Below are 23,918 nucleotides of genomic sequence, written 5' to 3'. Positions count from 1 at the left end.
CACAATTGATGGAGAAATACGGATTGAACGACAAAGCAATCGTTGAAGCTGTTCAAAAGGTTATCAAAAGAAAATAAAAAATACAATTGTATGATTATGAGTACCCTTTATTTAATGAAGGGTACTTTTTTTTATTTATCTTTTTATCGTTGACTCTCTTTCCATAATACTGGTCTTAACCGTCTTTGTTCTGGGATGCAGCGTTAATTCTTTATCCATTGCTTCCAACCGTTCAATCAAGAATTGCATCGCTTGTTCACCCATATAAACTCCATGCTGACTAACGGTGGTGATTTTAGGAGTAACATTTTGTGCCAATTCACCATTTGTAAAACCTATCATTGAAATATCCTTTGGCACCTGATATTTTTGTTTCTTTAGAATGGCTAAAGTTTCAATAGCGGCCGTTTCTTCAAGACAAAGTATAGCGTCTACTTTTCTACTTCCTAAAACAATCTTCAACAAAGTTTCTAAATCATCGTGTTTTCCGACTCTCAAAATCAAATTTTCATCGATCAACATTTCGTGCTCTTTTAAAGCATTTTTATAACCTTGAATCCTGAGTTTTCCAACACTCGTATGACTAATAATAGAAATTAAAGCAATGTGTTTTCTATCGTTCTCAATGAAAAAATTCGTAGCTTTTTGCGCAGCTTCCATGTCATCAACAATTACCTTATCACACAAGACCTCATCCGTAACTCTATCCATCATTACCATTCCTACCCCATATTTTTTAGCATCTTTAAAATGATCATATTTCTGTAGCTTTTGAGTTTCTTCTGCCAGTGAAACTATAAACCCATCAACAGTTCCTTTTAAAAAAAAATGAGTAGCTTCAACTTCTTTTTCATAACTATCGTGCGAAATAGAAATAATTACATGAAAACCTAATTGGTTTGCTATCTTCTCTACTCCACTAAACACTTTCGCAAAATACCTATTCAATATATTCGGCAAAATAAGTCCTATTGTTTTGGTTTTATTATTTTTCAACCCCAACGCATAAATGTTAGGTTGATAGCCCTTATCATTCGCATATTTTTGAATTTTTTCACGCGTAGCTCTTCCAATATCATGACTGTCTTTCAACGCTTTAGATACCGTTGCTATTGACACATTAAATTCTTGTGCTATTTCTTTAAGTGTAATTCTTTTATTCATAAATGATGGTGCTATTGCCGGTTCTAAAATAATCAATTCCTATCGAACTTAAGAAGTTTAACGAACAAGTTGAAAGCTGATATATCTCAGTATTACACCTAAAATGAGTTTGTAATTTAGTGCGAAACTAAAAAAACCTACTAGAAAGTTATTCAATAACTTTTATCAATACCGTCACATGAAAAACAAACAAGAGCATTCGTATCGTCAAAAACGAAAAAAATCTAAAGAATTTAAAAACAGAGAAGAATACCTAAATCACGAACTATTAATAATGCACTTCCGCAGATGGAGAATTCATTTACCTTTTAGAGATTTTAGGATAGAAATAGAAGATTTGGTACCTGCATTGGCAGCTACAATTGGTAAAGTAGTAATGGTAACCGCGATGGTTGCTGCTTTTGCCGCTCAGTTTGGATTAACTCCTGAATTTGTAGCAGAAAACGTAAGATATGAATTGCTTATCGCCGGAGGTATATTTGTAATTCTATTTTCAGCCATATTAAATCCTAAAGCAAATCTAGCCGGTACACATGGTCCAATGATACCGCTGATTCCTATCATTGCCATGGCAGGCGGGCATCCGTTGGCTTTAGGTATACTCATTGGAGTTTTCGGAATAATTCTGAGTATCACTAAAGGAGGTTCTAAATTAATGGCATTAACAGGTGTTGGTGTTCGAGGAGGCTTATTGATTTACCTTGGAGCGGTGGGACTCGTCGGACAAATAGGCAAATTTAGGTTATGGGCAGAAGCTTCTAATGCTAGTCGCGTTTCTTTTGTGGTAATTGGTCTGACCATACTCGTTTATGCTTACTTAGCAAGAATTAAAAAAAGATGGTTGGCCATCCCTCTTTGTTCGGGTATTGCAGGAATAGTAAGCTATGTAATGGGTGTACAATTCGAGTTTAGTACGGCTCCGGGTCTACCCCATATGAATCCGCTCTGGTGGTGGGGAGAAAATACAGGTTGGCAATTAGGATTACCAAATATTAATCATTTTGTGGCAGTAATTCCATTTGCGATTTTAGCAGTTGCCATGTGGTCACCCGATTATTTAGGCCATCGTGTTTTCCAAGAATTGAATTATCCTGAAGAGGCAAAAGACGTTTTGATGGATGTTGATGATACCATGACCGTTGCTTCCGTTCGTCAAATTATTGGTACGGCTTTGGGAGGTGGAAATATAGCCTCTTCTTGGGGTACATATATGATTCCCGCCGCAATTGCTAAACGTCCTATTCCAGGAGGAGCTGTTCTTACAGCCATTCTCTGTGTATTAGCAGCAATTTTTGGATATCCGATGGATTTGGCTATGTGGGAACCTGTTCTAAGAGTAGCATTAATTGTAGGCGTTTTTCTTCCTTTATTAGAAGCAGGTATGCAGATGATTCAAAAAAACAAAGATTCGTTGAGTGCTGGTACTTGTATATTTGCATGTGCCTTTGTAAATCCAGTGTTTGGTTGGGCATTGACCATGTTGCTCGACAATTTAGGGTTGATCGGGGACAGAGAACGTGCGAAAGAACTTAGTTTAAAGGAAAGACTCATTATACCAGGTGTTATGTTTCTAGTTTGTGTTGTATCTCTTGCTTTGGTCGGGCAACTACCGGGCATACCAGCACTATTATAAGAAAACTAGACTCTAATTGATAATTGACTTGCACAGCAACTTTCTGTATCTTTAAAAGAAAAACTGCTTTTCATATCTAAATCAAGAGATTGATTGGCTAATTGCTAAAAAAAGATGCTATGTTGACAAAAGTCTATGGGGCTGCCGTGTTCGGTATTGAGGCCACCACCATTATCGTTGAAGTAAATATTGACAAAGGAATCGGTTACCATTTGGTTGGGTTGCCGGACAATGCCATTCGAGAAAGTAGTTACAGAATTTCCGCTGCGTTGAACAACATCGGTTACAAATTACCCGGTAAAAAAATCACCATCAATATGGCTCCTGCAGATTTACGCAAAGAAGGATCTGCATATGACTTAACCTTAGCGATTGGAATTTTAGCAGCCTCTAATCAAATAAAATCAACATCTATCAATGAATACTTGATAATGGGAGAGCTTTCTTTAGACGGAAGTCTTCAACCCATTAAAGGAGTACTGCCTATTGCTATCAATGCAAAAAACGAAGGTTTTAAAGGAGTTATTCTTCCAAAACAAAATGCAAACGAAGCAGCAATCGTCGAAGGATTAGTTGTATATGGTGTAGAAAACATAAAAGAAGTCATTTCATTTTTTGACGCGAAATTACCCTTAACACCCCACACAATTTCTGAAACGGATGATGCCAACATCAATGCTGAAAATCTCGAATTTGATTTTGCAGATGTCAAAGGACAAGAATCCATCAAACGATGTATGGAAATTGCAGCCGCTGGTGGGCATAATATTATACTAATCGGACCTCCAGGTTCTGGTAAAACTATGCTGGCGAAAAGATTACCTGGTATTTTACCTCCGATGTCACTAAGTGAAGCTCTTGAAACGACAAAAATCCATTCAGTAGTTGGTCGTATCAAAGAGAATTACGGATTGATGCGTGAACGCCCATTTCGGTCTCCGCACCATACCATATCAGATGTCGCTTTGGTAGGCGGTGGTCAATATCCACAACCAGGTGAAATCTCAATGTCACATAATGGAGTGCTTTTTTTAGATGAACTACCAGAATTCAAACGCAGTGTTTTAGAAGTAATGAGACAACCTTTGGAAGATCGTGAAGTAACCATTTCACGTGCAAAATTTACAATTACCTACCCGAGTAGTTTTATGTTAGTAGCAAGTATGAACCCAAGTCCGAGTGGTTTTTTTAACGACTCTGATAGTCCCATGACTTCTTCACCTCACGAAATGCAACGATATTTAGGAAAAATATCAGGACCGCTATTGGACAGAATTGACATACATATAGAGGTTACTCCTGTTCCTTTTGAAAAACTATCTGAAGAACGAACAGGAGAAAAAAGTTCTGTAATTAAACAACGAGTTATAAAAGCAAGAGAAATACAAACCATACGATTTAACGCTACCTCGAAAACACATTACAATGCGCAAATGAGTGTAAAACAAATACAAAAGCACTGCGTATTAGACACCACATCAAAACTAATGTTGAAAACAGCCATGGAAAAATTGAATTTATCGGCTAGAGCTTATGACAGAATTTTAAAAGTAAGCAGGACCATAGCCGATTTAGAGAATTCTAAAACTATAGAACCCCATCATATTTCTGAAGCGATACAATATAGAAGTTTGGATAGAGAGGGTTGGTTGGGTTAACGTTGGTTCTTTTTTAAATATACGTTATAGATTAGTCCTATCATAATCATTACAACTCCCAACAGGGTCCATAAATTATAAATCTCACCAAACCACATTGCACCAATAGCAATCATAAATACAACCTCTAAATACTTTAAAGGAGCAATAACAATTGTCTCGTCTGACTGAAATGCTTTGGTTAAATAGAGCTGTCCAACATAACCAAATACACCCAAGCTTAACAAAAGCAACCATTCTTCTGGATTTGGACTTTTCCAAATGTTTATGGACATGAGACCACCAAAAGTAAAAGCCATCACCATAAAATAATTAACAATTACCAAGGGATGCTCTGTATTTCCCATTTTTCGGATCAGCACAAATATCAATCCAAGAGAAATAGCCGACATCAAGATAAACAATAAACCAACCGTATTGACATCACCGCCAAAACCTTTGATCACCAAAACTCCAGAAAATGCAACAAAAAACAAAAACCATTGGATGGGTTTTATTTTTTCCTTCAAGAATAAAAAAGCAAATATGGCTGCAAATATAGGTGAAGAATATCTCAAGGAAACGGATGTTCCTAAGGCCAAATAATTCAAAGATTGAAAAAAGCAAGTAAGCGATACGACACCAGCTACTCCTCTTAAGAGCAATAGTTTTTTATTATTCCCTAACATAGAAACTTTGGCTTTTATCAAAAGAGGTATTGTAAAAAATAGCGTTCCTATAGATCTAAAAAAAAGTAATTGGTATGCACTAAAATCATTCAAATATTTCACAAGTGTATTCATCAATGAAAATGCAATAACACTAAATATCATGTATAAGATTGGTTTTGTATTCTTCATCAAGGAACTATTTGAAATTTACTCACATAAAAATTCAAAAATAACATTAAAAAACGACCTGTATACACTGAAGCCTAGATAATTAAAAAGCAAATAATCCAACAATGATTGTAAAGAATTATTAAAATATTGAACCTCATCATATATCTGAAATCATACAACCTAGCTTTTTAGATATAGATGATTGATTGGTTTTACATACAAGATTTGGATAAAATAGTTTCGAAACTATTTTATCCTAAAAAAGATCAAAATCATATACAGAAAATCACTAATTAATTTAAATTTGTGAAAAAAAAATGAAAATAAGAACACTCTTACTAGCCTTGTTTACTGCAGCATTCTCATTTGCACAAAATACCGAAACAGTTACCACTACTACAACCACAACTACTAGAACTTACCAACTAAACCAAGATGAATTTGGATTCGCTAAAGACAATATCTATATTTCCGGAGGTGTGAGTTTCAACTCAATAAACTCTGGGTCAGATGAATCAAATAAAGACACTTTTGAATTAACAACTAAATTCGGTGGTTTTCTCTCTGATAATTTTTCACTTGGTTTAAATATATTAGTTAGCAGTGCTCCTTTTACAATATATGCAACTTACTACACCCTGAAAACTTTTGAAATAGGATTGCTTTCTAGATACTATTTTAATAAAAAAAGTAAGTTTTCAATCTATTTGGAAGGCTTAGTTAACAAAAATTTTTCTACTCTAGAATATGAAACAATTGACTACTATTCTTCAAGTTATGGGACTACGAAAACTACAAAAAATGAAGCTGAAGGCTATAGAATTGCTTTTTCTCCAGGAATAAATTACTTTCTAAACAAACATTTTGCGCTTGAAGCGAGTTGGGGAATATTGAGCTATGAAACAAGCAAATCAGATGAAGAAAATGCTGAATCAAGAAGCGCTTTTTCTGTTGGACTTGGTTTCGAAAACATCAATTTCTCACTTTTGTACAAGTTTTAAACTAATTTTTCACACTGCTATTCTTCGTCATCTTTTTGATATTTTATTGTTAGCTATAGAACGTTGTCTTGAACATTTAAAACGTTTTATTTCTACAGATCTTTTTTTCAAATGTTTACTACTAACCCCACTATGTACTCTCTTTCTCCATCTTTTAAAACTGCTTTCTTTTAAATAAGAACGCATTATTTTAACCACATCTTTTTCTGGAAGTTCGAACTGAATATAAATAGCTTCAAATGGAGTTCTATCCTCCCAAGCCATTTCAATAATTCTATCAAATTCCCTATCTGTTAGTTTATACACTTCCTGTAAACTCATATGTTTTTGAACTTTAGCATAAAGATAATTATTATGTTTAATACTAATGATATTTTATTAAACAAATTGATTTGACAGAAATATGAAATCATTTAAGGCGCAATATTTTTATGAAAACAAAAAAATAATAAGGCTTGTAATTTTTAATCAAAAATCTTAACTTAGGAAGGTTACAGCCTTGTAATAAATAGTATGAACTCTTAAATTTATTTGCCTATGTTACCATATAGATCTGAAATTAGAAACTCACCCAAAGAACAAACGATAAAAATATATTTAAGCGATACGTCATTGGATCAACAATTAAAGACTTTAATAGAGAAAATCGATGGGGTACGTATCGTTGAAGTCCAAGAAAGTTTAAGCAGGAATAGAGTAGAAGAAAACCTTACGGTGTTTAGAAAGGAAGCTATTTCAATAAATATTTTAAAAGAAAAAATCGACGACTTTTTAGAAAGTTATTTTGAACGTGTGGATATTTAAAAAAATTAGTACCCCATAAAAAAAGCACTCATAAATAATGAGTGCTTTTTTATTGCTATCTTATAATTATTATTTTATTGCTCAATTTCTATATCTAAATTTTTAGAATCTTCAAGCATCATTTCCTCAACACTTTGCTCTTCATGCTCATCAGGATTCGTAATTACAAACTCAATTCTTCTATTTTCTTGATGCTCGGCTTCAGAACACTGAACACCATCTTTACACTTATTAATAGGTTGCGTTTCTCCATATCCTTGAGAACTAATTCTATTAGCGTCAATACCACTTTGTATGATTCCTAACCTAAGAACAGCAGCTCTCCTATCAGACAACGTTAAATTGTATTCAGCCCTACCTCTACTGTCGGTATGAGCCTTAATATGCACCTTAATGTGAGGATATTTTCTCATTAATTGAACTACCCTCTTCGCAGCATTGAAAGAATCTGCCCTAATATTCGTTTTATCAAAATCATAATAAATAGGGTCTACACGAAGCATCATTTCTCCCCGTGTAATTATAATATCAGAAGGTGTTAAAAACAAATCTGCAACTATAGTATCATTATTGTTTTCTGTCGTCATAATGACATACTCAACATCTTCGTATTGTTCTTTTTCTGCCAAAACTTTATAATTCGTAATACATTCAACCGAGAATTGATATTCTCCATTTTCATTAGATACGACACTATCCAATTTCAAATTATTTGCATCGAGTAAATAAACCTTTACACTATCTAAAATTTTACTCGCCACTTGAGATTGATACATACTATCTTGTGCTTTATTAACTACCAAAGTCGTATCAATAGCTGACGCTTTTCCTTCACTATAAACTATAGTCTTATCCAACTCCTCATGGTCTTTGGTAAAAAGCTTCACCGTTGTAATGGTATCAACTTTAGTTTCTAATTCATAGGTTACACCTGCAATAATTTGATCACACTCAAATTCAAAAGTATAAATATCATCATCTCCTTTACCTCCAGGTCTATTAGATGAAAAGTAACCTTTGTTTTTAGTTTTATTAAATGCAATACCAAAATCATCACTGTAACTATTTAAAGGCCTAGCTAAATTTACAACAGATTTGGTAGGTAGAAAATCAACCAAATCTACCACAAAAATATCTAAACCTCCTTGTCCCATTTGATATCCATCACTAGAAAAATACAACTCATTCTTCCATACATACGGGAACATCTCTTTTCCTTTTGTATTCACATTTGGACCTAAATTTTTTGGCGTTCCATAACTTCCATCTAGATTGATATCCACCACATACAAATCCGTCTTTCCATAACCTCCAGGCATATCAGATACAAAATATAACTTGGTCTCATCATCACTCAACGAAGGATGACCCGTCTGATAATTCCTATTATTAAATGGCATTTCAAAAACTTCCCACTCTCCTACAGAATCTTTTTCCGCTCGATACAATTCGATCAAATTTCTTCCTAAAGTATCAGTAACATATTTGTTTTTGTAATAATTACTTCTAGAAAAATAAATGGTGTTTTCATCTTTTGAAAATACCAAATCAGCATCATGATACTTTGTATTTACTTTCTCTGAAAACCGAGCTACAGAATCAAAAGTCCCCTCTTTAGTCAATTTTGCTTTGTATAACTCCAAATAAGGTTGATTATTCCCACTCCATTTACGTTGCTTTATCGATCTATCTCTTCTCGAAGAAGAAAATAACACCAAAGAATCTGAAAAATGAATCATCCCAAAATCTTGATTCTTAGAATTTATATTTATGTTTTTTACAACACATTCTTGTTTCTGTCCCATTGAGCTCACAGAAACCATAATCAATAATAAAATAAAAATATTTTTTTTAAACATAGATGATTTTTTTAAAAGAATCTAGGGCTTTTCATATTACGTTTGCTGAATCCATATGTTAATATCAATTCGTGCGAACCAGAGTTATAAACTCCAAAACTACTTATTGAATAATCATAGGCATATCCAACCCTAAGTCTTTGAGAAGCTTGTAAACCAACCATTGCAGAAATTGAATCATCAATTCTGTAAGACAAGCCCAACTCTAAAACGGATTGCACCATTGCATTAAGTGATAAATCCACAGAAATAGGAGCGCCTGATGTTCCCTTAATCATCGTAGATGGTTTTAACTTAAATTCATCCGTGATTTCGAGTACATATCCCGAAGTCAAAAATATTGGCATCTTTTCTGAAGCCACACTTACTGTTCCACTATCGTCCCCTAAATGCTTTGTTTCTAAAAAATTTGGTGCAGACAATCCAACATAAAATTTATCTGTATAATAATATACACCAGCTCCAAAATTTGGTGATATTTGGTTTACCGGCACATTTAAAGGATCACCAGGAGTTACAGTAGACAACAAACCAATATCTAAAAAAGTTGCACCTGCTTTAATTCCAAATGCCAATCTACCTTCTTCTCCTGTAAAAACAGTAAAAGAAAAATCCCCATACACATTGTTTTCTTTCACAGGTCCTATCTCATCATGAATGACTGAAAAACCAAGACCTACCGCTCTACCTACCGGAGCATCCAACGACAACGTCGCTGTTCGTGCACCACCTTTTACACCTACCCATTGTGTACGACCTAATAAAGTTAGTGTTGGGATACCTCTTGATCCAGCATATGCGGGATTCACAACAGTCATATTGTACATATACTGGGTATAATGAGGGTCTTGCTGCGCAATAGAATCTAGACTACTTAACAGCAGAACACTAAAAATTAAAATTCTAAACTTTCCCATATATGATTATCTTCTTAAATACACCCAACCTGTTTGTGGAGCTCTATCATTATTATTAAATTCTATTGTGTAAAAATAAGTCCCATCAGGTACATCCCCTGAACCTAAATTAACACCACCATCTGAATATCCATCCCACCATTTGGCTGTCGAATTTGGATCTCCATTGTGTTTATATGCAAATACCTTGTTACCCCAACGGTTCACTATCACTATTTTAAAATCAGGATACAATACCGATAAATTGGTAATCTCAAATGTATCATTCAGACCATCTCCATTGGGAGTAAACTCTTCAGGAATAAAGAAACCTACCTTCACATCAACTTCAACAGTGTCTTGATCATCTTCATCAGGGTTATCATTTCCTGGTATTGAGTCAATATCTTGTTCATTACATGCTTCAACTTGCGCTGTATTGTCCCAATCACCTGTAGATTTAACTTTTACAACAATCGTCAAGTCCTCCTCAACACCAACTTGAAGGGTGCCAACATCCCAAATTCCAGAAGCATCATCATAACTACCTAAAGTAGCACTAGAAGAAACATACACATAACCACTTGGCAGAATATCTTCAACTTCCACACCCGTTGCTTCACTCGGTCCCCTATTGATTAATCTTACTAAAAACTCAATCTCTTCACCGGCCAACGGTTTGTTATCGCTAACTTCTTTTTTCAGTTCTAAATCAACTAATGAAACTGGAGCTACCAAAACACAACTTGTATTATCAGAAGCATCTGAATCCGTATTTGAAGACCCTATAATGGTAACACAATTTTCGTAATCACCTAACGCATTCACTGTTGCTGTAATTGTTAAAATTTCAATACTTGTTTTTGCAAGGGTATTAATTGTCCAAACACCAGTTCCAGAATCATATATACCAGCAGTAGCTTTGTATGCTACATAATTGAAACCTGTCGGCAATACTTCTGACAACTGAACTGTTGTTGCATCTAACTGACCGTAATTCGTAACTTGTATTTTAAATGTTATTTCATCACCAACATTTGGAGTCAGTTTATTGTTAACAACAGATTTTTCAACTCCCAAATTAAGCGATGATATATATGATATTCCGACACATGCATAATCATCTTCAGACGGATTGCCATTTCCAGGTGTCGAGTCTAGATCTGTTTCATTCATCGCTGTAATCTCAGCACAATTTTCATGGTCTCCAGTACCTAACACCAACACATCAATAGTCAATATTACGGTACTACTTGGAAGCACCTCTCCTACATTCCAAATACCTGTGTTATAATCATAAGTTCCCGTCGTTGAATTGTACTTTAAGAATTTATATCCTGAAGGTAATAAATCAGTTACTTCAACACCAGTAGCAAGAGATTTTCCTTCATTGGTTACACGCAACTCAAAAGTTTTTTGATTTCCGATAGCGGCAATATCAGTCCCATCAATAAATGTTTTCGTCAAGCTTAAATCCACATCCCTTACTGGTATCACAGTTACACTACCAATATTATTCGTTGTATTTAAATCGTGTTGATCAGCCGTAAGATTAGAAGTTGTATTTACAATAACATTTCCAACGGTTCCTACTCTTACGATGGCTTCAATATTCAACGTTTTTGTTTCTCCGTTTGCCAAATTACCAATTGACCAAACTCCAGATCCACTGTTATACATACCCGAACTATCATCACTCAGATACCTTAAATCAGCAGGTAAATTATCTGTAATGCTAACATTTGTTGCGTTATTAGGACCATCATTCGTTACAGAAATCGTATAATTTATCGTACTCAATTCAACCGGACTTGAATTATCAACAATTTTTGAAACCCTTAAATCAGCAGCTGAAACAATAATTGTAGCCTCAGTATCATCAGGGGTGTTGTTATTATCCAATTGATCTTGCGTATTACTAATCGTATTGGTATACATTTTCCCTGATGCCCCTGGATCTACTAAAACTCTCAACAACAAGGTATAAGTATCTCCGGCATTCAAGTTACCTACATACCAATTTGGAGCAGTCCATATTCCTTCTGTAGGTACTCCTGACACATATGACAATCCTGCTGGTAGCATATCTGTTACGACTACATTGGTCGCATCAATTGTACCATTATTCGTTACCCTAATTGTATAGATAATATGATCTCCCTCATTCGGAGTTGCATTATTTACTTCTTTTGAAAGAACGATATCCGTTTCATTATCCACATAAATAGATGCCTCTAAAACATCACCCACTGAACTTGGATCTGCTTGATCTCCACTAGCAGCTGTTGTTTTGTTTACGATAGTCGATCCCGCTGTACTAGCATCGACTACCGCACTAATTGTAAGAGTCTTAGAAGCTCCATTCAATAAATCCCCTATGGTCCAAACTCCGGAACCTACATTGTAAGCTCCTCCACCATTATCACTAGAATATGTTACTCCATTCGGCAAATTATCTACTAGACTTACACCCGTTGCATCATTTGCTCCATTATTGGTAACCGTTATGGTATATACGATAGTATCATTCTCATCAGGTGTCGTGTTGTCAACTGACTTGACTGTAACTATATCTGTTGAAGAAACAACAATCGACTCTTCTGCATCATCAGGAGTTGTATTCGTATCTAACTGATCTTGTGTATTGCTAATCGTATTAGTCAAGATCTGTCCTGCTGTACCTGATCCAACGTTCACCTGTAGCAATAACGTTTCTGTAGCTCCCACCTCAATAGAATTCAGCGACCAATTTGGATAAGCCCAAGTACCAGAAGTTGTTGTTCCTGCTACATAAATTAAACCTGTAGGCAACATATCTGTAACGACTACATTGGTTGCTCTAATACTACCATTATTTGTCACCTTAACACTATACAAAATAGAATCTCCTTCATCCGGTGTATTGTTGTTTACCGTTTTTTCTAAAACAATATCTGTCTCATTATCTATATGTATTGTTGCTTCAAGCTGGTCTCCATTAGTTGTTAAATCCGTTTGATCTCCAACAGCTGCAGTAGTTGTATTTGTAATAGTTTTTCCTGCGGTACCATTAGAAACTAATGCATCAATATTCAAACTAACAGAAACTCCATTTGCCAATGACCCAATCGACCAAACACCTGAACCGAAATTATAACTTCCTCCACTATCATCTGATTGATATACCACACCTTGAGGTAAATGATCAATCAAGCTAACATTGGTTGCATCACTACCACCGTTATTTGTAACTTGTATCGTGTATGTTATTACTTCTCCTTCATCAGGGGTTGTATTGTTAACTGTTTTAACTGTAACAAGATCAGCTGATGCGACAACAACCGTTTCATCTAAATCATCTGGACTGATATTTGTATCTAATTGATCTTGCGCATTGCTAATCGTATTAGTCAAGATCTGTCCTGCTGTACCTGGGTCAACATTTACTTTTAACGTTAAATATTCAATTGCTCCAGGCGCTAAAGTATTTATACTCCATATTGGAGAGTTCCAACTTCCAGCCGTTGGAGTTCCAGAAACATAACTCAGTCCTGCTGGTAATACATCTGTAATTTTTAAATTCGTTGCAGAAATACCTCCTTTGTTTTCCACTATAATTGTGTAAAACAAATCTTCTCCTTCGTTTGGTGTACTATTATTAACGGTCTTACTTAAAACAATATCCGTTTCATTCTCAACATAGACAGTTGCTGAAAGGACATCTCCATTTGTGGTTGGGTCAGCCTGGTCTGCTGTAGCCGCAGATGTCGTATTTACAATCGTAGAACCGGCTGATCCGGCATCAATAACACCCTGAATTAACAAAGTAGTCGTAGCTCCATTCGCCAACGCCCCAATATCCCAAAGTCCAGTTGCATTGTTATATTTACCACCTCCATTGTCGCTATCATAACTTACTCCATTAGGTAAAACATCTACTAAGCTAACACCTGTTGCATCACTTGTACCATTATTCGTTACTGTAATAGAATAAGTAATTGTTTGCGCTTCGGATGGCGTTGTAATGTCAACCGATTTTACAGTGATTAAATCAGTAGCTGTTACAACAATTGTTTCTTGCAAATCATCTTGAGTAATGTCAGAGTCAAATTGATCTTGCGTATTACTTACAGTATTGGTCAATATTTGTCCTGCTGTGCCAGCATCAACTGTAACAGTAACAAACAATCTTTCAGAGCTACCAGCTGCCAGTTTATTTATGCTCCATGTCTGAGCATTCCAATTTCCAGTAGTTGGAATTGCTGAGACGTATGTTAAACCAGCTGGAAGAACATCTCTAATTCGAACATTGGTTGCATCAATAACACCTTTATTTTCAACCTCAATGGTATAAATTACTGTATCTCCTTCATTTGGAGTCTGATTATTCGCAACTTTTGTTAAATAAATATCGGTTTCATTATCAATATAAATAGAAGCCTCTAAAACATCACCTATGAAAGAAGTATCTGCTTGATCTGCCAATGCTCTTGTTGTCTGATTTGTAATTGTCTTACCGGCGGTACCAGCATCAACAATTGTAGTAATATTCAATATTGCCGAACTTCCAAATGGCAACGATCCTATACTCCAAACTCCAGAAATTGGATCAAATGCACCACTACTATCATCACTTACATGTGAAACACCATTTGGTAAATGATCTACAACATACACTCCTGTGGCATTGCTCGGACCATTATTTGATACTTCAATTGTGTAAATTACTGTATCCCCTTCGTCTGGAGTAGAAACATCTACTGATTTCACCGTAATCAAATCCGAAGCAGTCACAACAATTGTCTCTTCCAAATCATCTGCTGTGGCGTTAGTATCTAATTGATCTTGCGTATTACTTATTGTATTGATTATTGACTGACCAGCGGTACCAGTGTCAACTCTCGCTCTTAGCAATAACGTTTCTGTTTCTCCAGCACTTAAAGAGTTCAAATGCCATTGAGGATTGTTCCAAACTCCTGTTGTAGGTGTACCTGAAAGATAGGTAAGCCCAACAGGTAAAAGATCTTCTACAATTAAATTTGTTGCTTGTATTGTTCCTTCATTCGAAACTCTAATCGTATAGAAAATTTCATCACCTTCATTAGGAGTTAGATTGTTAGCTACTTTTGTCAATACAATGTCCGTTTTATTTTCAACGAAAATTTGCGCAAATAAAACATCACCTGCCGTAGAAGGATCAGCCTGATCTCCAATCGCTGCGGTAGTAGTGTTAACAATGCTCGTTCCGGCTGTTCCAGCATTTACAGTGGCTACAATATTTAAACTCGCAGTATCTCCAAATGCAAGATCTCCGATACTCCAGATTTTTGTTGCATTTGAATAGGTGCCTAACCCATCGTCGCTCACATAAGTAACGCCAAAAGGAAGATGATCTATCAAGGATACACTAGTTGCATCATTCAATCCATTATTAGTAACTGTAATAGTATAAACAATAGTATCTCCTTCGTCTGGAGCTGGGTTGTCAACTGTTTTGATAGTCACTAAATCAGATGCGCCTACAATAACTGTTTCTTCAAGATCATCTAATGTATTGTTTGTGTCTAATTGATCTTGCGTATTACTAATTGTATTTGTTAAATTTTGACCTGCAGTCCCACTATCAACTATTGCATCAACAATCAACACAAGCGTTTCACCTGAAGCCAAAGTATTGATGCTCCAAATAGGATCGTTCCAGATTCCTTTCGAAGGAATTCCTGAAACATATGTCAACCCATTCGGCAGTACATCTGTTATTTTCACATTCGTAGCTGTGATTGGACCGTTGTTTGTCACTGAAATAGAATACCTAATAGTTTCACCTTCATTCGGAGAGTTGTTATTCACAACTTTCGACAATACAATATCTGTTTCATTATCAACAAAAACAGAGGCTTCAAGCATATCACCCGTTGTGTCAGGGTCAGTTTGATCAGAAACCGCAGCACTGGTTCTATTAATAATTGTACTTCCTGCTGTACTAGAATTGATGGTAGCTTCAATTTCCAATTGAGCCGAACCACCATTTGGAATTGCTCCTATTGTCCAAATACCTGAACCAGCATTATAATCTCCACCTGCATCATCTGACACATATGTAACTTCATTTGGTAAAAGATCTACTAAAGAAACATTCGTAGCATCGACAGGACCGTTATTCTCAACTTTTATCGTATAATGAATAGTTTCTCCTTCACTTGGAGTATTATTATCAACCGTTTTTACAGTTACTAAATTAGAAGAGGCAACTGTTAACGACTCACTTAAATCGTCTGGAGTTGCATCGGTATCTAATTGATCTTGTGTGTTATAAACATAATTTGTTATAATATTACCTGCGGTACCAGCATTTACTTTTGCATTCAATATCAGCGTTGCGGAAGCTCCATTTGCTAAAGATCCTATATTCCAAACCGGACTATTCCAGACTCCTTGATTTGGAACCCCAGACACCAATGTCAAATCTCTAGGAATGACATCAGTTAACTTTAAATTTGTAGCTTCAATTGGACCATTATTTGTTACTTCTATAGTGAATATCACAGTTGAACCCTCACTTGGAGTTTGATTATTTACAATCTTTGTAACTGCAATATCTGTTTCATTATCGACATAAATGACAGCCTCTAAATTGTCTCCAATAGGAGAATCTTTGGTTTGATCTCCTTTGGCTGCAGTGGTAGTATTTGTAATGGTAGTTCCACCTGTACCAGCATCAACAGTAGCTTTGATATTTAATGCTTCTGTTACTCCATTGTTTACTACCGGCAAGGTCCAAATTCCCGTAACTGGATCATAAGCACCTGAAGCATCATCACTCACATAAGTTACCCCAACCGGTAAATGATCAATTAAACTTACATTGGTAGCATTGTCTGGTCCAATATTTCGAACCGTAATGGTATAATTTATCTCATCTCCAACCTTAGGAGTAGCATTATCAACCACCTTTTGAGTAACTAAGTCGGCTGAAGCCACTAGAATCGATTCATCTAAATCATCCGCAGTGTTATTGTTATCGAACTGATCTTGCGTATTGCTTATGGTATTCGTCAACACCATTCCATCTGCCGTATCACTCACAAGAACTTCTAAAATTAAAGTTTCTTGTTCACCGACACTTAACGCACTCATTTTCCATTCCGAATTTGAATAAACACCTGAACTAGGAATACTTGATAACAAAGTCAAACCTGAAGGCAAGACATCAGTAATAACAATATTTGTAGCTTCGATTGGTCCTTTGTTTTCAACAACAATGGTATAATTTATTTTGTCTCCTCCATTTGGATTAGCGTTGTCAACCACTTTTGACAACACAATATCAGTTTCATTATCAACATAGATAATCGCATTTAAAACATCACCAACCGTCGACGTGTCGGTTTGATCACCTATTGCTGCTGTAGCAATATTTTCCACTGAACTTCCTGCAGTTCCATTATCAACAGATGCATGTATATTGATATTTGCTGTAGACCCATTTGCCAAATAACCTATATACCAAACTCCAGTTGCTGGATCATAAAAACCGCTTCTATCATCACTTATATAAGTTACACCATTTGGTAGTTTATCTATTACTGTAACATTTGTTGCAGCATTCGGTCCGTTATTCGTCACAACCAAAGAGTAGGTAACTATATCTCCCTCTTGAGGAGTATCGTTATTTACTGTTTTCACAGTTACTAGATCAACAGCCGAAACAACAACAGATTCATTATCGTCATCTGGAGTTGCATTGTTGTCTAATTGATCTTGTGTATTGCTAATTGTGTTTGTTAAAGTCTGTCCAGAAGTTCCTGTAGCAACAACAACCTGAACTAGCAAGGTTTCAGTCACTCCTGCGCCCAATGTTGTGAGAGTCCAAGTAGGAAAGTTCCATACACCTTCAGTTGCAACCCCTGAGACATATACCAAACCTGGATCTAAAACATCCGTAATCACAAGGTTTGTAGCATCAATTATTCCATTATTCGTTACTTCGATAGTGTATATAATCGCATCTCCTTCATTTGGCAATGAATTGTTCACTTTTTTCGATAATACGATATCTGTAGCATTATCAATATGAATGTCAGCTGAAAGAACATCTCCAGTATCTGTAGGATCCGTTTGATCTCCTACTGCTGCAGTTGTTGTATTTGTAACAACTGAACCTGCTGTTGAAGCATTTACAGTTGCTTTTATATTTAAACTAGTAGAGTTACCATTTGCCAAGTTCCCAATTATCCAAATTCCAGAACCGCTGTTGTAATCACCTCCTGAATCGTCAGAGACATAGGTTACTCCTGAAGGTAAATTGTCAACCAGACCAATTCCAGTTGCATCACTCCCTCCATTATTTGTAACTTCGATTGTATAGGTTATCTCGTCTCCTTCACTAGGTGCATTATCACTCACAGTTTTTACCGTAACCAAATCTGAAGAGGTTACAACCACCGTTTCTTCCATATCATCAGGAGTAACGTTACTATCGTATTGGTCTTGGGTATTTGAAACTGTGTTCGTAAGCGTTTTTCCTGCCGTTCCAGATTCAACATGAACTTGCAATGTCAATTCTTCAGTACCACCAGGTACGATCTGTGCCATCGACCAATTAGGTTCTATCCAAGTTCCTTCTGAAGGGTTTCCAGTAATATGTGTCAGGCCTGCCGGCAACATATCTGTTACAACTATGTTTGTAATATTTACGACACCTTTGTTCTCAGCTCTGATGGTATAAGTTACAATATCACCTTCATTTGGTGTAGGATTGTCTACAGTTTTGGTAATAACCACATCTGTTTCACTATCTACAACAACCTCTGCTTCTAAATCATCTCCATTGGTAGTTGGATCTGCTTGATCTCCTGTGGCAGCCGTAGTTGTATTCACTATTTTTTGGCCTTGTGTTCCTGAATCAATTTTTACAAAGATTTTAATCTCTGCTGATTTTCCATTTTCTATATCACCAATCGTCCATAATCCGTTTCCAGAATTATAAGTACCTCCTGAATTATCACTTACATAAATAACTCCAGCAGGCAGCACATCCACTAAAGAAACATTAGTTGCCAAATCAGGTCCATTATTTGCAACTTTTAATGTATACCAAATCGTCTCACCCTCAACAACCAAAGGTTTATTCACCGTTTTTGTCGTCACCAAATCAGAACTCGCCACGACAATAGTGGCTGTATCATCGTCTAAAGTGATGTTTTGATCTACCTGGTCTTGTGTATTTGAAATAACATTTGTGAGAGTCTGACCCGATGTCCCTGCATCTACTTGTACTTCTAAAATCAATTCTTCAGTTGCTCCAGGAAGCATCGTACCGATATTCCAAGTAGGTGGTGTCCAAACTGAAACAGTACCAATACCACTGATATATGTCAATCCTGCAGGTAAATTATCTGTGATAACTACATTCGTAATTTCGCTAATCGAGTTGTTGGTTACTTTTATCGTATAAAATATGATATCTCCTTCGTTTGGATTTGCATTCGAAACTTCTTTAGACAATACAACATCTGCGATTACAGACGGTGTTAAGGTTACAGAATCGCTATCATTTGTTGGGTCTGCATCTATTTCATTTACTTTTTCTAAACTCGCAGTGTTTTTGTATTCATCTGCACCCCCATTCGGATTGTTAACTACTGCTTTATAGTTTAATACCAATTGTTTTCCAGGAGCGATCATCAAATTACTCCAAATGATAGAATTTCCACCAGAATTATAAACACCTCCATTGTCAACAGAACCAGAAACCAAACTTACCCCCGAAGGCAATAAATCTTTTATTTCAACTCCTGTGGCTGTATTAATTCCATGATTTGTTAGCGTAACAGAATACGATACGGTAGACCCAACAACAGGGCTTGGAATATCGACATTCTTATCTACACCCACATCGGTAACCCCAACGACAGTAATTAAAACGGCATCCTCTTTTTGAGGACAAATTCCCAATCTCACCGTCCAATTGAATTCATAAACCCCAGGCACAACTCCTGTTATTTGAGTTTTAGGATCATTTTTATCTATAATGATTGGTGTTGAAGGTCCACTTTTAAATTGCCATTCACCTACTGCTGGTGACACATCATTGGCATCCATAAAAATATTATCAAATTGAGGTACAATCTGATCCGGACCAGCATCTAATACTCCCACGGCTGTATCATCATAAATAATTATCTCAACAGTATCTGTTGTGTTACAACCACCACTCGTGATGGTCCATCTAAATACATACGTACCAGCAATCATACCACTCACAGCTGTTTCAGAGTTGAATTGATTTGCAATAACGGCGGTATTAGGACCGGAATCCTGTGTCCATTGTCCTGAGCCAAAACTAATTGAATTTCCAAACAACGTACTACTCGTAACATCACATAATTCCTGGTCGGAACCTGCATTTGCATCACTAGCCGGTGGCGCAGTAAATTCTAAAATAACCTGATCTGATATATCTGAACAAACAGGATTTCCATTAGAAACTGTCCATGTAAACACATAATTTCCGATTGGCAAATTAAATGGATCATTAATTGTCAATGTCGATTTCGGGTCATTAGGACTATCAATAATAATTCCTGTTCCTAAAGATGGATCCGTTGTCAACGTCCAAGTACCTATTCCGTTTGTCGGAGTTGCAGCATCTAATTGAGGTAAAACTTGACAAGCTGCTGTACCACCAGTTTGATCTGGACCTGCATCTGCACCTAATGGAGGATCATACACGTTGATTCTAACAACATCTTTCAATTCTGTACATGGTAAACTTCCTACGTTCCACTCATAAACATACAACCCTTCTACTAAATTACTAATTACTGCAGCCTTGTCAGTACTGCTCGAAATTGTTGGAGTATTAGGTCCAGTTACTAAAATCCATTCTCCAGGCTCACCAATTGCCGCCATCGTAACTGAAGTATTGGTATCTGTACAAATACTTTGATCAGGCCCGGCATTCGGTGCATCTGGTAATTTTGTGTTTTTTATTTCTAATTCATCAGAACTTGTGCAAGAAACACTCGAAGAATTCGCTGTAAAAGTAAATACATAGGTATCTGAAATTGTTGGGTCTAATTCTACTATTGCCGTTTGATCTGAAGTAGTGGTAATAGATATAACAGCAGTATTAATTGGAGCTGTCTGAGTCCACACTCCCATTGCACCAGGATTCGCTTCAAGTAATACTTGAGAAGCGGCACATAAATCTTGATCTTTTCCATCTAAATTAATTTCAGCAGCAACGATAAAAGTAGTTGTCGCCTCTGAATTAGGGCAATTAATTCCATTACTACTTGTCCATTTAAAAGTATATTCCCCAGACACTAAGTTTGAAACCGCTGAAACAGGGTCATGAATATCTGCAATATTTGGATTATTTGGCCCTGCAACCACAGACCATGTTCCAACCCCTTCGGTAATAACATTTCCTGTAAGTACTGCTGTTGACCCATTACAAATATCAGAAATAGGACCTGCCGTTGCGGTAGTTGGTCCTGTACTTATTGAGAACTTCATCTCATCAGAAGCCGATTCACAAGTACCTTTTGAAACTACCCAATTAAACGCATAATTTCCATCTAATAAATTCGTAAAAATTGCTGTAGGGCTGTTGATATTATCTACAGTCCAACCAGCATTTCCAGAAGTCTGCTCCCATTTACCAACAAGTCCTGTTGCCGGTACATTCGCTGCCATTACCACTTGATCGCCACAAATTGTTTGATCTGGACCTGCGTCTAAATTTTGCCCAGCATTTGGAGCGACTGTTATCGTAGTTGTATCTTCTGTCTGAGCACTACACAGTAGTGTCGATACTGTCCATTTAAATTCATAATCCCCATCAGCTGTCATACCAGAAACATCAGCAGTGAAATCGCCAGTCTTTAAGATAGTTGGAGTAGCTGGACCTGAAACGAAGGTCCATTCACCAGTACCTCTAAAAGGAGATTCTGTTTCAATAGCCGTAAGTACTCCAATTGAAACATTAGAAGCCACACATTGATCTGGACCCGCATCTGCTATGGAAGGAGAATTCAAAGAATCTGTTGTCAGCACCACATCATCAGCATCATCACCACACTTTAAGGTACTAATAGTCCAAGTAAATGTATAGGCTTGATTTGATTTTAAACCTGAGACAATAGCATCTGGTACTGTATCGTCAACAAAAGAAACGCCGTCACTTGGAGTTACTGTCCATTTACCTGTTTGACCCGCCTCTAGAGCATTACCACTAAGCACATGCGTTCCTGCACAAATCGATTCACTTAAGCCAGCATCCGCAACAGGAGGCATTGCATAAGTCACATACGTATCTGAAAAAGAATCTTGTGCATTCGGACCTCCAGAAACTAAATATCTAAAAACATATTCCCCTGGAATCAATCCGGTAACTTCTGGATTGGGGATATTAACATCTGAGAAAATAGCTGTATTTGGCCCACTAACTTGTGACCAAGTCGCAGTTCCTACAGAAATAGGGTTACCTGCTAATGTAGTTGACGTCTGACCACAATTCAATACGGAATTTGAACCTGCATTCCCATCAGTAGGAGTAAGAGAAACTACAATATTGATTTGATCAGATGCCACATTACAATCTGTTAAAACCTCTCCTGAAGCATCTCTTACCAAGCGTAAAGTATAAGTTCCTTCACCTGCCAATAAATCTAAAGTTAAAGGGGAACTACCAGCTCCTTTTAACGAAACAAGTCCAGAAGGATCGGGAGCAGCGATTATTTCATACCTCGTTCTATTTCCACCAGATTGCATAAAAGGAACTACAGCCCTAGTTTGATCTTGATTCAAAATCATATCATTGCCATTGTTGACTATGATAGAAACATTTGGAGAACTAAAGTGGATTTTACCTTCATCTTTCGAACTACAATTCGGATTGATTGGCCCTCCTATTATCTTATATTCAAAAGTATAGGTTTTATTATGCGAGCCATCTAAATTTATTACCTGTGTTGTTGGGCTATTCGGACTTAAAATAGAACCCGCTGGAAGGGTTGGACCACTCACCTGTGTCCACTCTACAGTTTCTCCTGCATACGTAGGAGGCTCTCCTTTTAAAATAGCTGTTGTAATATTTGGATCACAAAAACGTTGATTCCCATTAAGTATTCTAGCATCTGTTATATCTTGTGTAGCAGCAGGCACAATAATCGTAACTTCATCTCTACCAGAAGCACATGGCCCATGGACTGTCCATCTAAAAACATAAGTTCCTTCGATCAATCCAGAAACTCGAGTTTTTTCATCATTTTCGTCTGCGATATTCGGAACATTTGGCCCTGATACAAAAGACCAAACACCAATTTGAGAACCTGTTCCATCACCTCCTATGGATCCATCTAAATTTGTTGCAGTGGAAGTAGTATAACATTGTGACAATGTCTTATCATTTCCTGCTATTGCGATTGGCTCACCACCAAAATTAGTAACAGATATTTCATCATAGGTACTACATAGCGTAGTTGTGTTTTCAATAGTCCAACGCAAAGTCGTGGTACCTATCGATGCATTGGAAAGCGTTATTCCGGAAGTAGGAGAAGACGAATCCGTCAAAGTTACTCCTGCATTATTTCCTCCTTCAATCGTCCATTTACCAACTACATCAACCAAACTTGCATCAACTGGAGTTGCGTTTAAGGTATATGACCCTGGACATCCCTCAATATCAGATCCAGCAACTGCATCAGGAATTTCATTGACAACTATTGTAACTGTTTGCGGGTTTGCGTCAACTGTATCTCCACATACGGCAGTCAACATAAAAGTATATGTATTTCCTCCTAAAGTACCTATTACATCAGTTACCTCATTTGTCGGATTTTCAATGATTACAGAGGGCCCACCTGTCTGAATCCAAAGCGAAGAGTCTATCGCTCCCCCTAAGACCCCTTCAAGAGTAAGAGTTTCTGTTTCACAAATAGTTCTATCGATCCCAGCATTGACCGTGCAGTTCTGTGCACTTACGGTTGATGAAAAACTTACAACAATAAATAATATCGACAATAATTGTAGTTTCAAATACTTGAAACTTTTGTATTGGTTCTTGGTACCCCCTACCATAAAATTCTTTTAATT

10 protein-coding genes are annotated in these 23,918 nt (G+C 36.5%); 4 read left to right on the top strand and 6 right to left on the bottom strand.

Annotation, left to right across the window (positions count from 1 at the left end; genetic code table 11):
* Positions 1-135: 135 nt before the first annotated feature.
* Positions 136-1,164 carry a LacI family DNA-binding transcriptional regulator gene (locus tag F6P99_RS04765; RefSeq protein WP_152286277.1) on the bottom strand — a complete coding sequence of 343 codons (1,029 nt, stop codon included), beginning with the start codon at positions 1,162-1,164 and terminating at the stop codon, positions 136-138.
* A gap of 178 nt (positions 1,165-1,342) precedes the next feature.
* On the opposite strand from F6P99_RS04765, the gene F6P99_RS04760 reads away from it, so the two are divergent.
* The gene (locus tag F6P99_RS04760) at positions 1,343-2,797 is read left to right on the top strand and encodes a DUF3360 family protein (protein WP_152286276.1); all 1,455 of its coding nucleotides are present in this window, start codon (positions 1,343-1,345) and stop codon (positions 2,795-2,797) included.
* 119 nt (positions 2,798-2,916) lie between these two features.
* Positions 2,917-4,455: a YifB family Mg chelatase-like AAA ATPase gene (locus F6P99_RS04755; RefSeq protein WP_152286275.1), complete on the top strand. Its 1,539-nt coding sequence runs from the start codon at positions 2,917-2,919 to the stop codon at positions 4,453-4,455.
* Here F6P99_RS04755 and F6P99_RS04750 read toward each other — a convergent pair.
* A complete protein-coding gene (locus F6P99_RS04750) occupies positions 4,452-5,294 on the bottom strand; it encodes a DMT family transporter (RefSeq protein ID WP_226913018.1) in 843 nt (280 codons plus the stop codon). The genes F6P99_RS04755 and F6P99_RS04750 overlap by 4 nt on opposite strands.
* A gap of 299 nt (positions 5,295-5,593) precedes the next feature.
* Between F6P99_RS04750 and F6P99_RS04745 the strand changes: the two genes are divergently transcribed.
* Entirely contained in the window at positions 5,594-6,277 is a 684-nt protein-coding gene (locus F6P99_RS04745; protein ID WP_152286274.1) for a porin family protein, read from the top strand.
* Positions 6,278-6,304: 27 nt separating this feature from the next.
* Here F6P99_RS04745 and F6P99_RS04740 read toward each other — a convergent pair whose 3' ends face one another.
* On the bottom strand, positions 6,305-6,598 hold the full coding sequence (locus F6P99_RS04740; RefSeq protein ID WP_152286273.1) for a TIGR03643 family protein: 294 nt from the start codon (positions 6,596-6,598) through the stop codon (positions 6,305-6,307).
* Positions 6,599-6,814: 216 nt separating this feature from the next.
* On the opposite strand from F6P99_RS04740, the gene F6P99_RS04735 reads away from it, so the two are divergent.
* Complete coding sequence (locus F6P99_RS04735; protein ID WP_152286272.1) at positions 6,815-7,081, top strand: hypothetical protein; 267 nt, start codon at positions 6,815-6,817, stop codon at positions 7,079-7,081.
* 74 nt (positions 7,082-7,155) lie between these two features.
* Here F6P99_RS04735 and F6P99_RS04730 read toward each other — a convergent pair whose 3' ends face one another.
* Genes F6P99_RS04730 through F6P99_RS04720 form a run of 3 tightly spaced genes read right to left on the bottom strand, consistent with a single transcriptional unit; the run spans position 7,156 to position 23,903 of the window.
* Complete coding sequence (locus tag F6P99_RS04730; RefSeq protein ID WP_152286271.1) at positions 7,156-8,940, bottom strand: OmpA family protein; 1,785 nt, start codon at positions 8,938-8,940, stop codon at positions 7,156-7,158.
* A gap of 11 nt (positions 8,941-8,951) precedes the next feature.
* Positions 8,952-9,857 (bottom strand): PorP/SprF family type IX secretion system membrane protein, encoded by a 906-nt coding sequence (locus tag F6P99_RS04725; protein ID WP_152286270.1) that lies wholly within the window; start codon positions 9,855-9,857, stop codon positions 8,952-8,954.
* Positions 9,858-9,863: 6 nt separating this feature from the next.
* Positions 9,864-23,903 carry a PKD domain-containing protein gene (locus tag F6P99_RS04720; RefSeq protein WP_152286269.1) on the bottom strand — a complete coding sequence of 4,680 codons (14,040 nt, stop codon included), beginning with the start codon at positions 23,901-23,903 and terminating at the stop codon, positions 9,864-9,866.
* Positions 23,904-23,918: the final 15 nt, after the last annotated feature.

Origin of the sequence: Flavicella marina (assembly GCF_009193215.1) — a bacterium.
Taxonomy (GTDB): domain Bacteria; phylum Bacteroidota; class Bacteroidia; order Flavobacteriales; family Flavobacteriaceae; genus Flavicella; species Flavicella marina.
The sequence above is the reverse complement of the archived record's forward strand: the minus strand, read 5'-3'. Positions and strand labels throughout refer to the sequence as shown.

Excerpts from the sequence above, each read along its gene's own strand:
- F6P99_RS04765 (WP_152286277.1), bottom strand. The coding sequence starts at position 1,164 with ATGAATAAAAGAATTACACTTAAAGAAATAGCACAAGAATTTAATGTG.
- F6P99_RS04760 (WP_152286276.1), top strand. The coding sequence starts at position 1,343 with ATGAAAAACAAACAAGAGCATTCGTATCGTCAAAAACGAAAAAAATCT.
- F6P99_RS04755 (WP_152286275.1), top strand. The coding sequence starts at position 2,917 with ATGTTGACAAAAGTCTATGGGGCTGCCGTGTTCGGTATTGAGGCCACC.
- F6P99_RS04750 (WP_226913018.1), bottom strand. The coding sequence starts at position 5,294 with ATGAAGAATACAAAACCAATCTTATACATGATATTTAGTGTTATTGCA.
- F6P99_RS04745 (WP_152286274.1), top strand. The coding sequence starts at position 5,594 with ATGAAAATAAGAACACTCTTACTAGCCTTGTTTACTGCAGCATTCTCA.
- F6P99_RS04740 (WP_152286273.1), bottom strand. The coding sequence starts at position 6,598 with ATGAGTTTACAGGAAGTGTATAAACTAACAGATAGGGAATTTGATAGA.
- F6P99_RS04735 (WP_152286272.1), top strand. The coding sequence starts at position 6,815 with ATGTTACCATATAGATCTGAAATTAGAAACTCACCCAAAGAACAAACG.
- F6P99_RS04730 (WP_152286271.1), bottom strand. The coding sequence starts at position 8,940 with ATGTTTAAAAAAAATATTTTTATTTTATTATTGATTATGGTTTCTGTG.
- F6P99_RS04725 (WP_152286270.1), bottom strand. The coding sequence starts at position 9,857 with ATGGGAAAGTTTAGAATTTTAATTTTTAGTGTTCTGCTGTTAAGTAGT.
- F6P99_RS04720 (WP_152286269.1), bottom strand. The coding sequence starts at position 23,903 with ATGGTAGGGGGTACCAAGAACCAATACAAAAGTTTCAAGTATTTGAAA.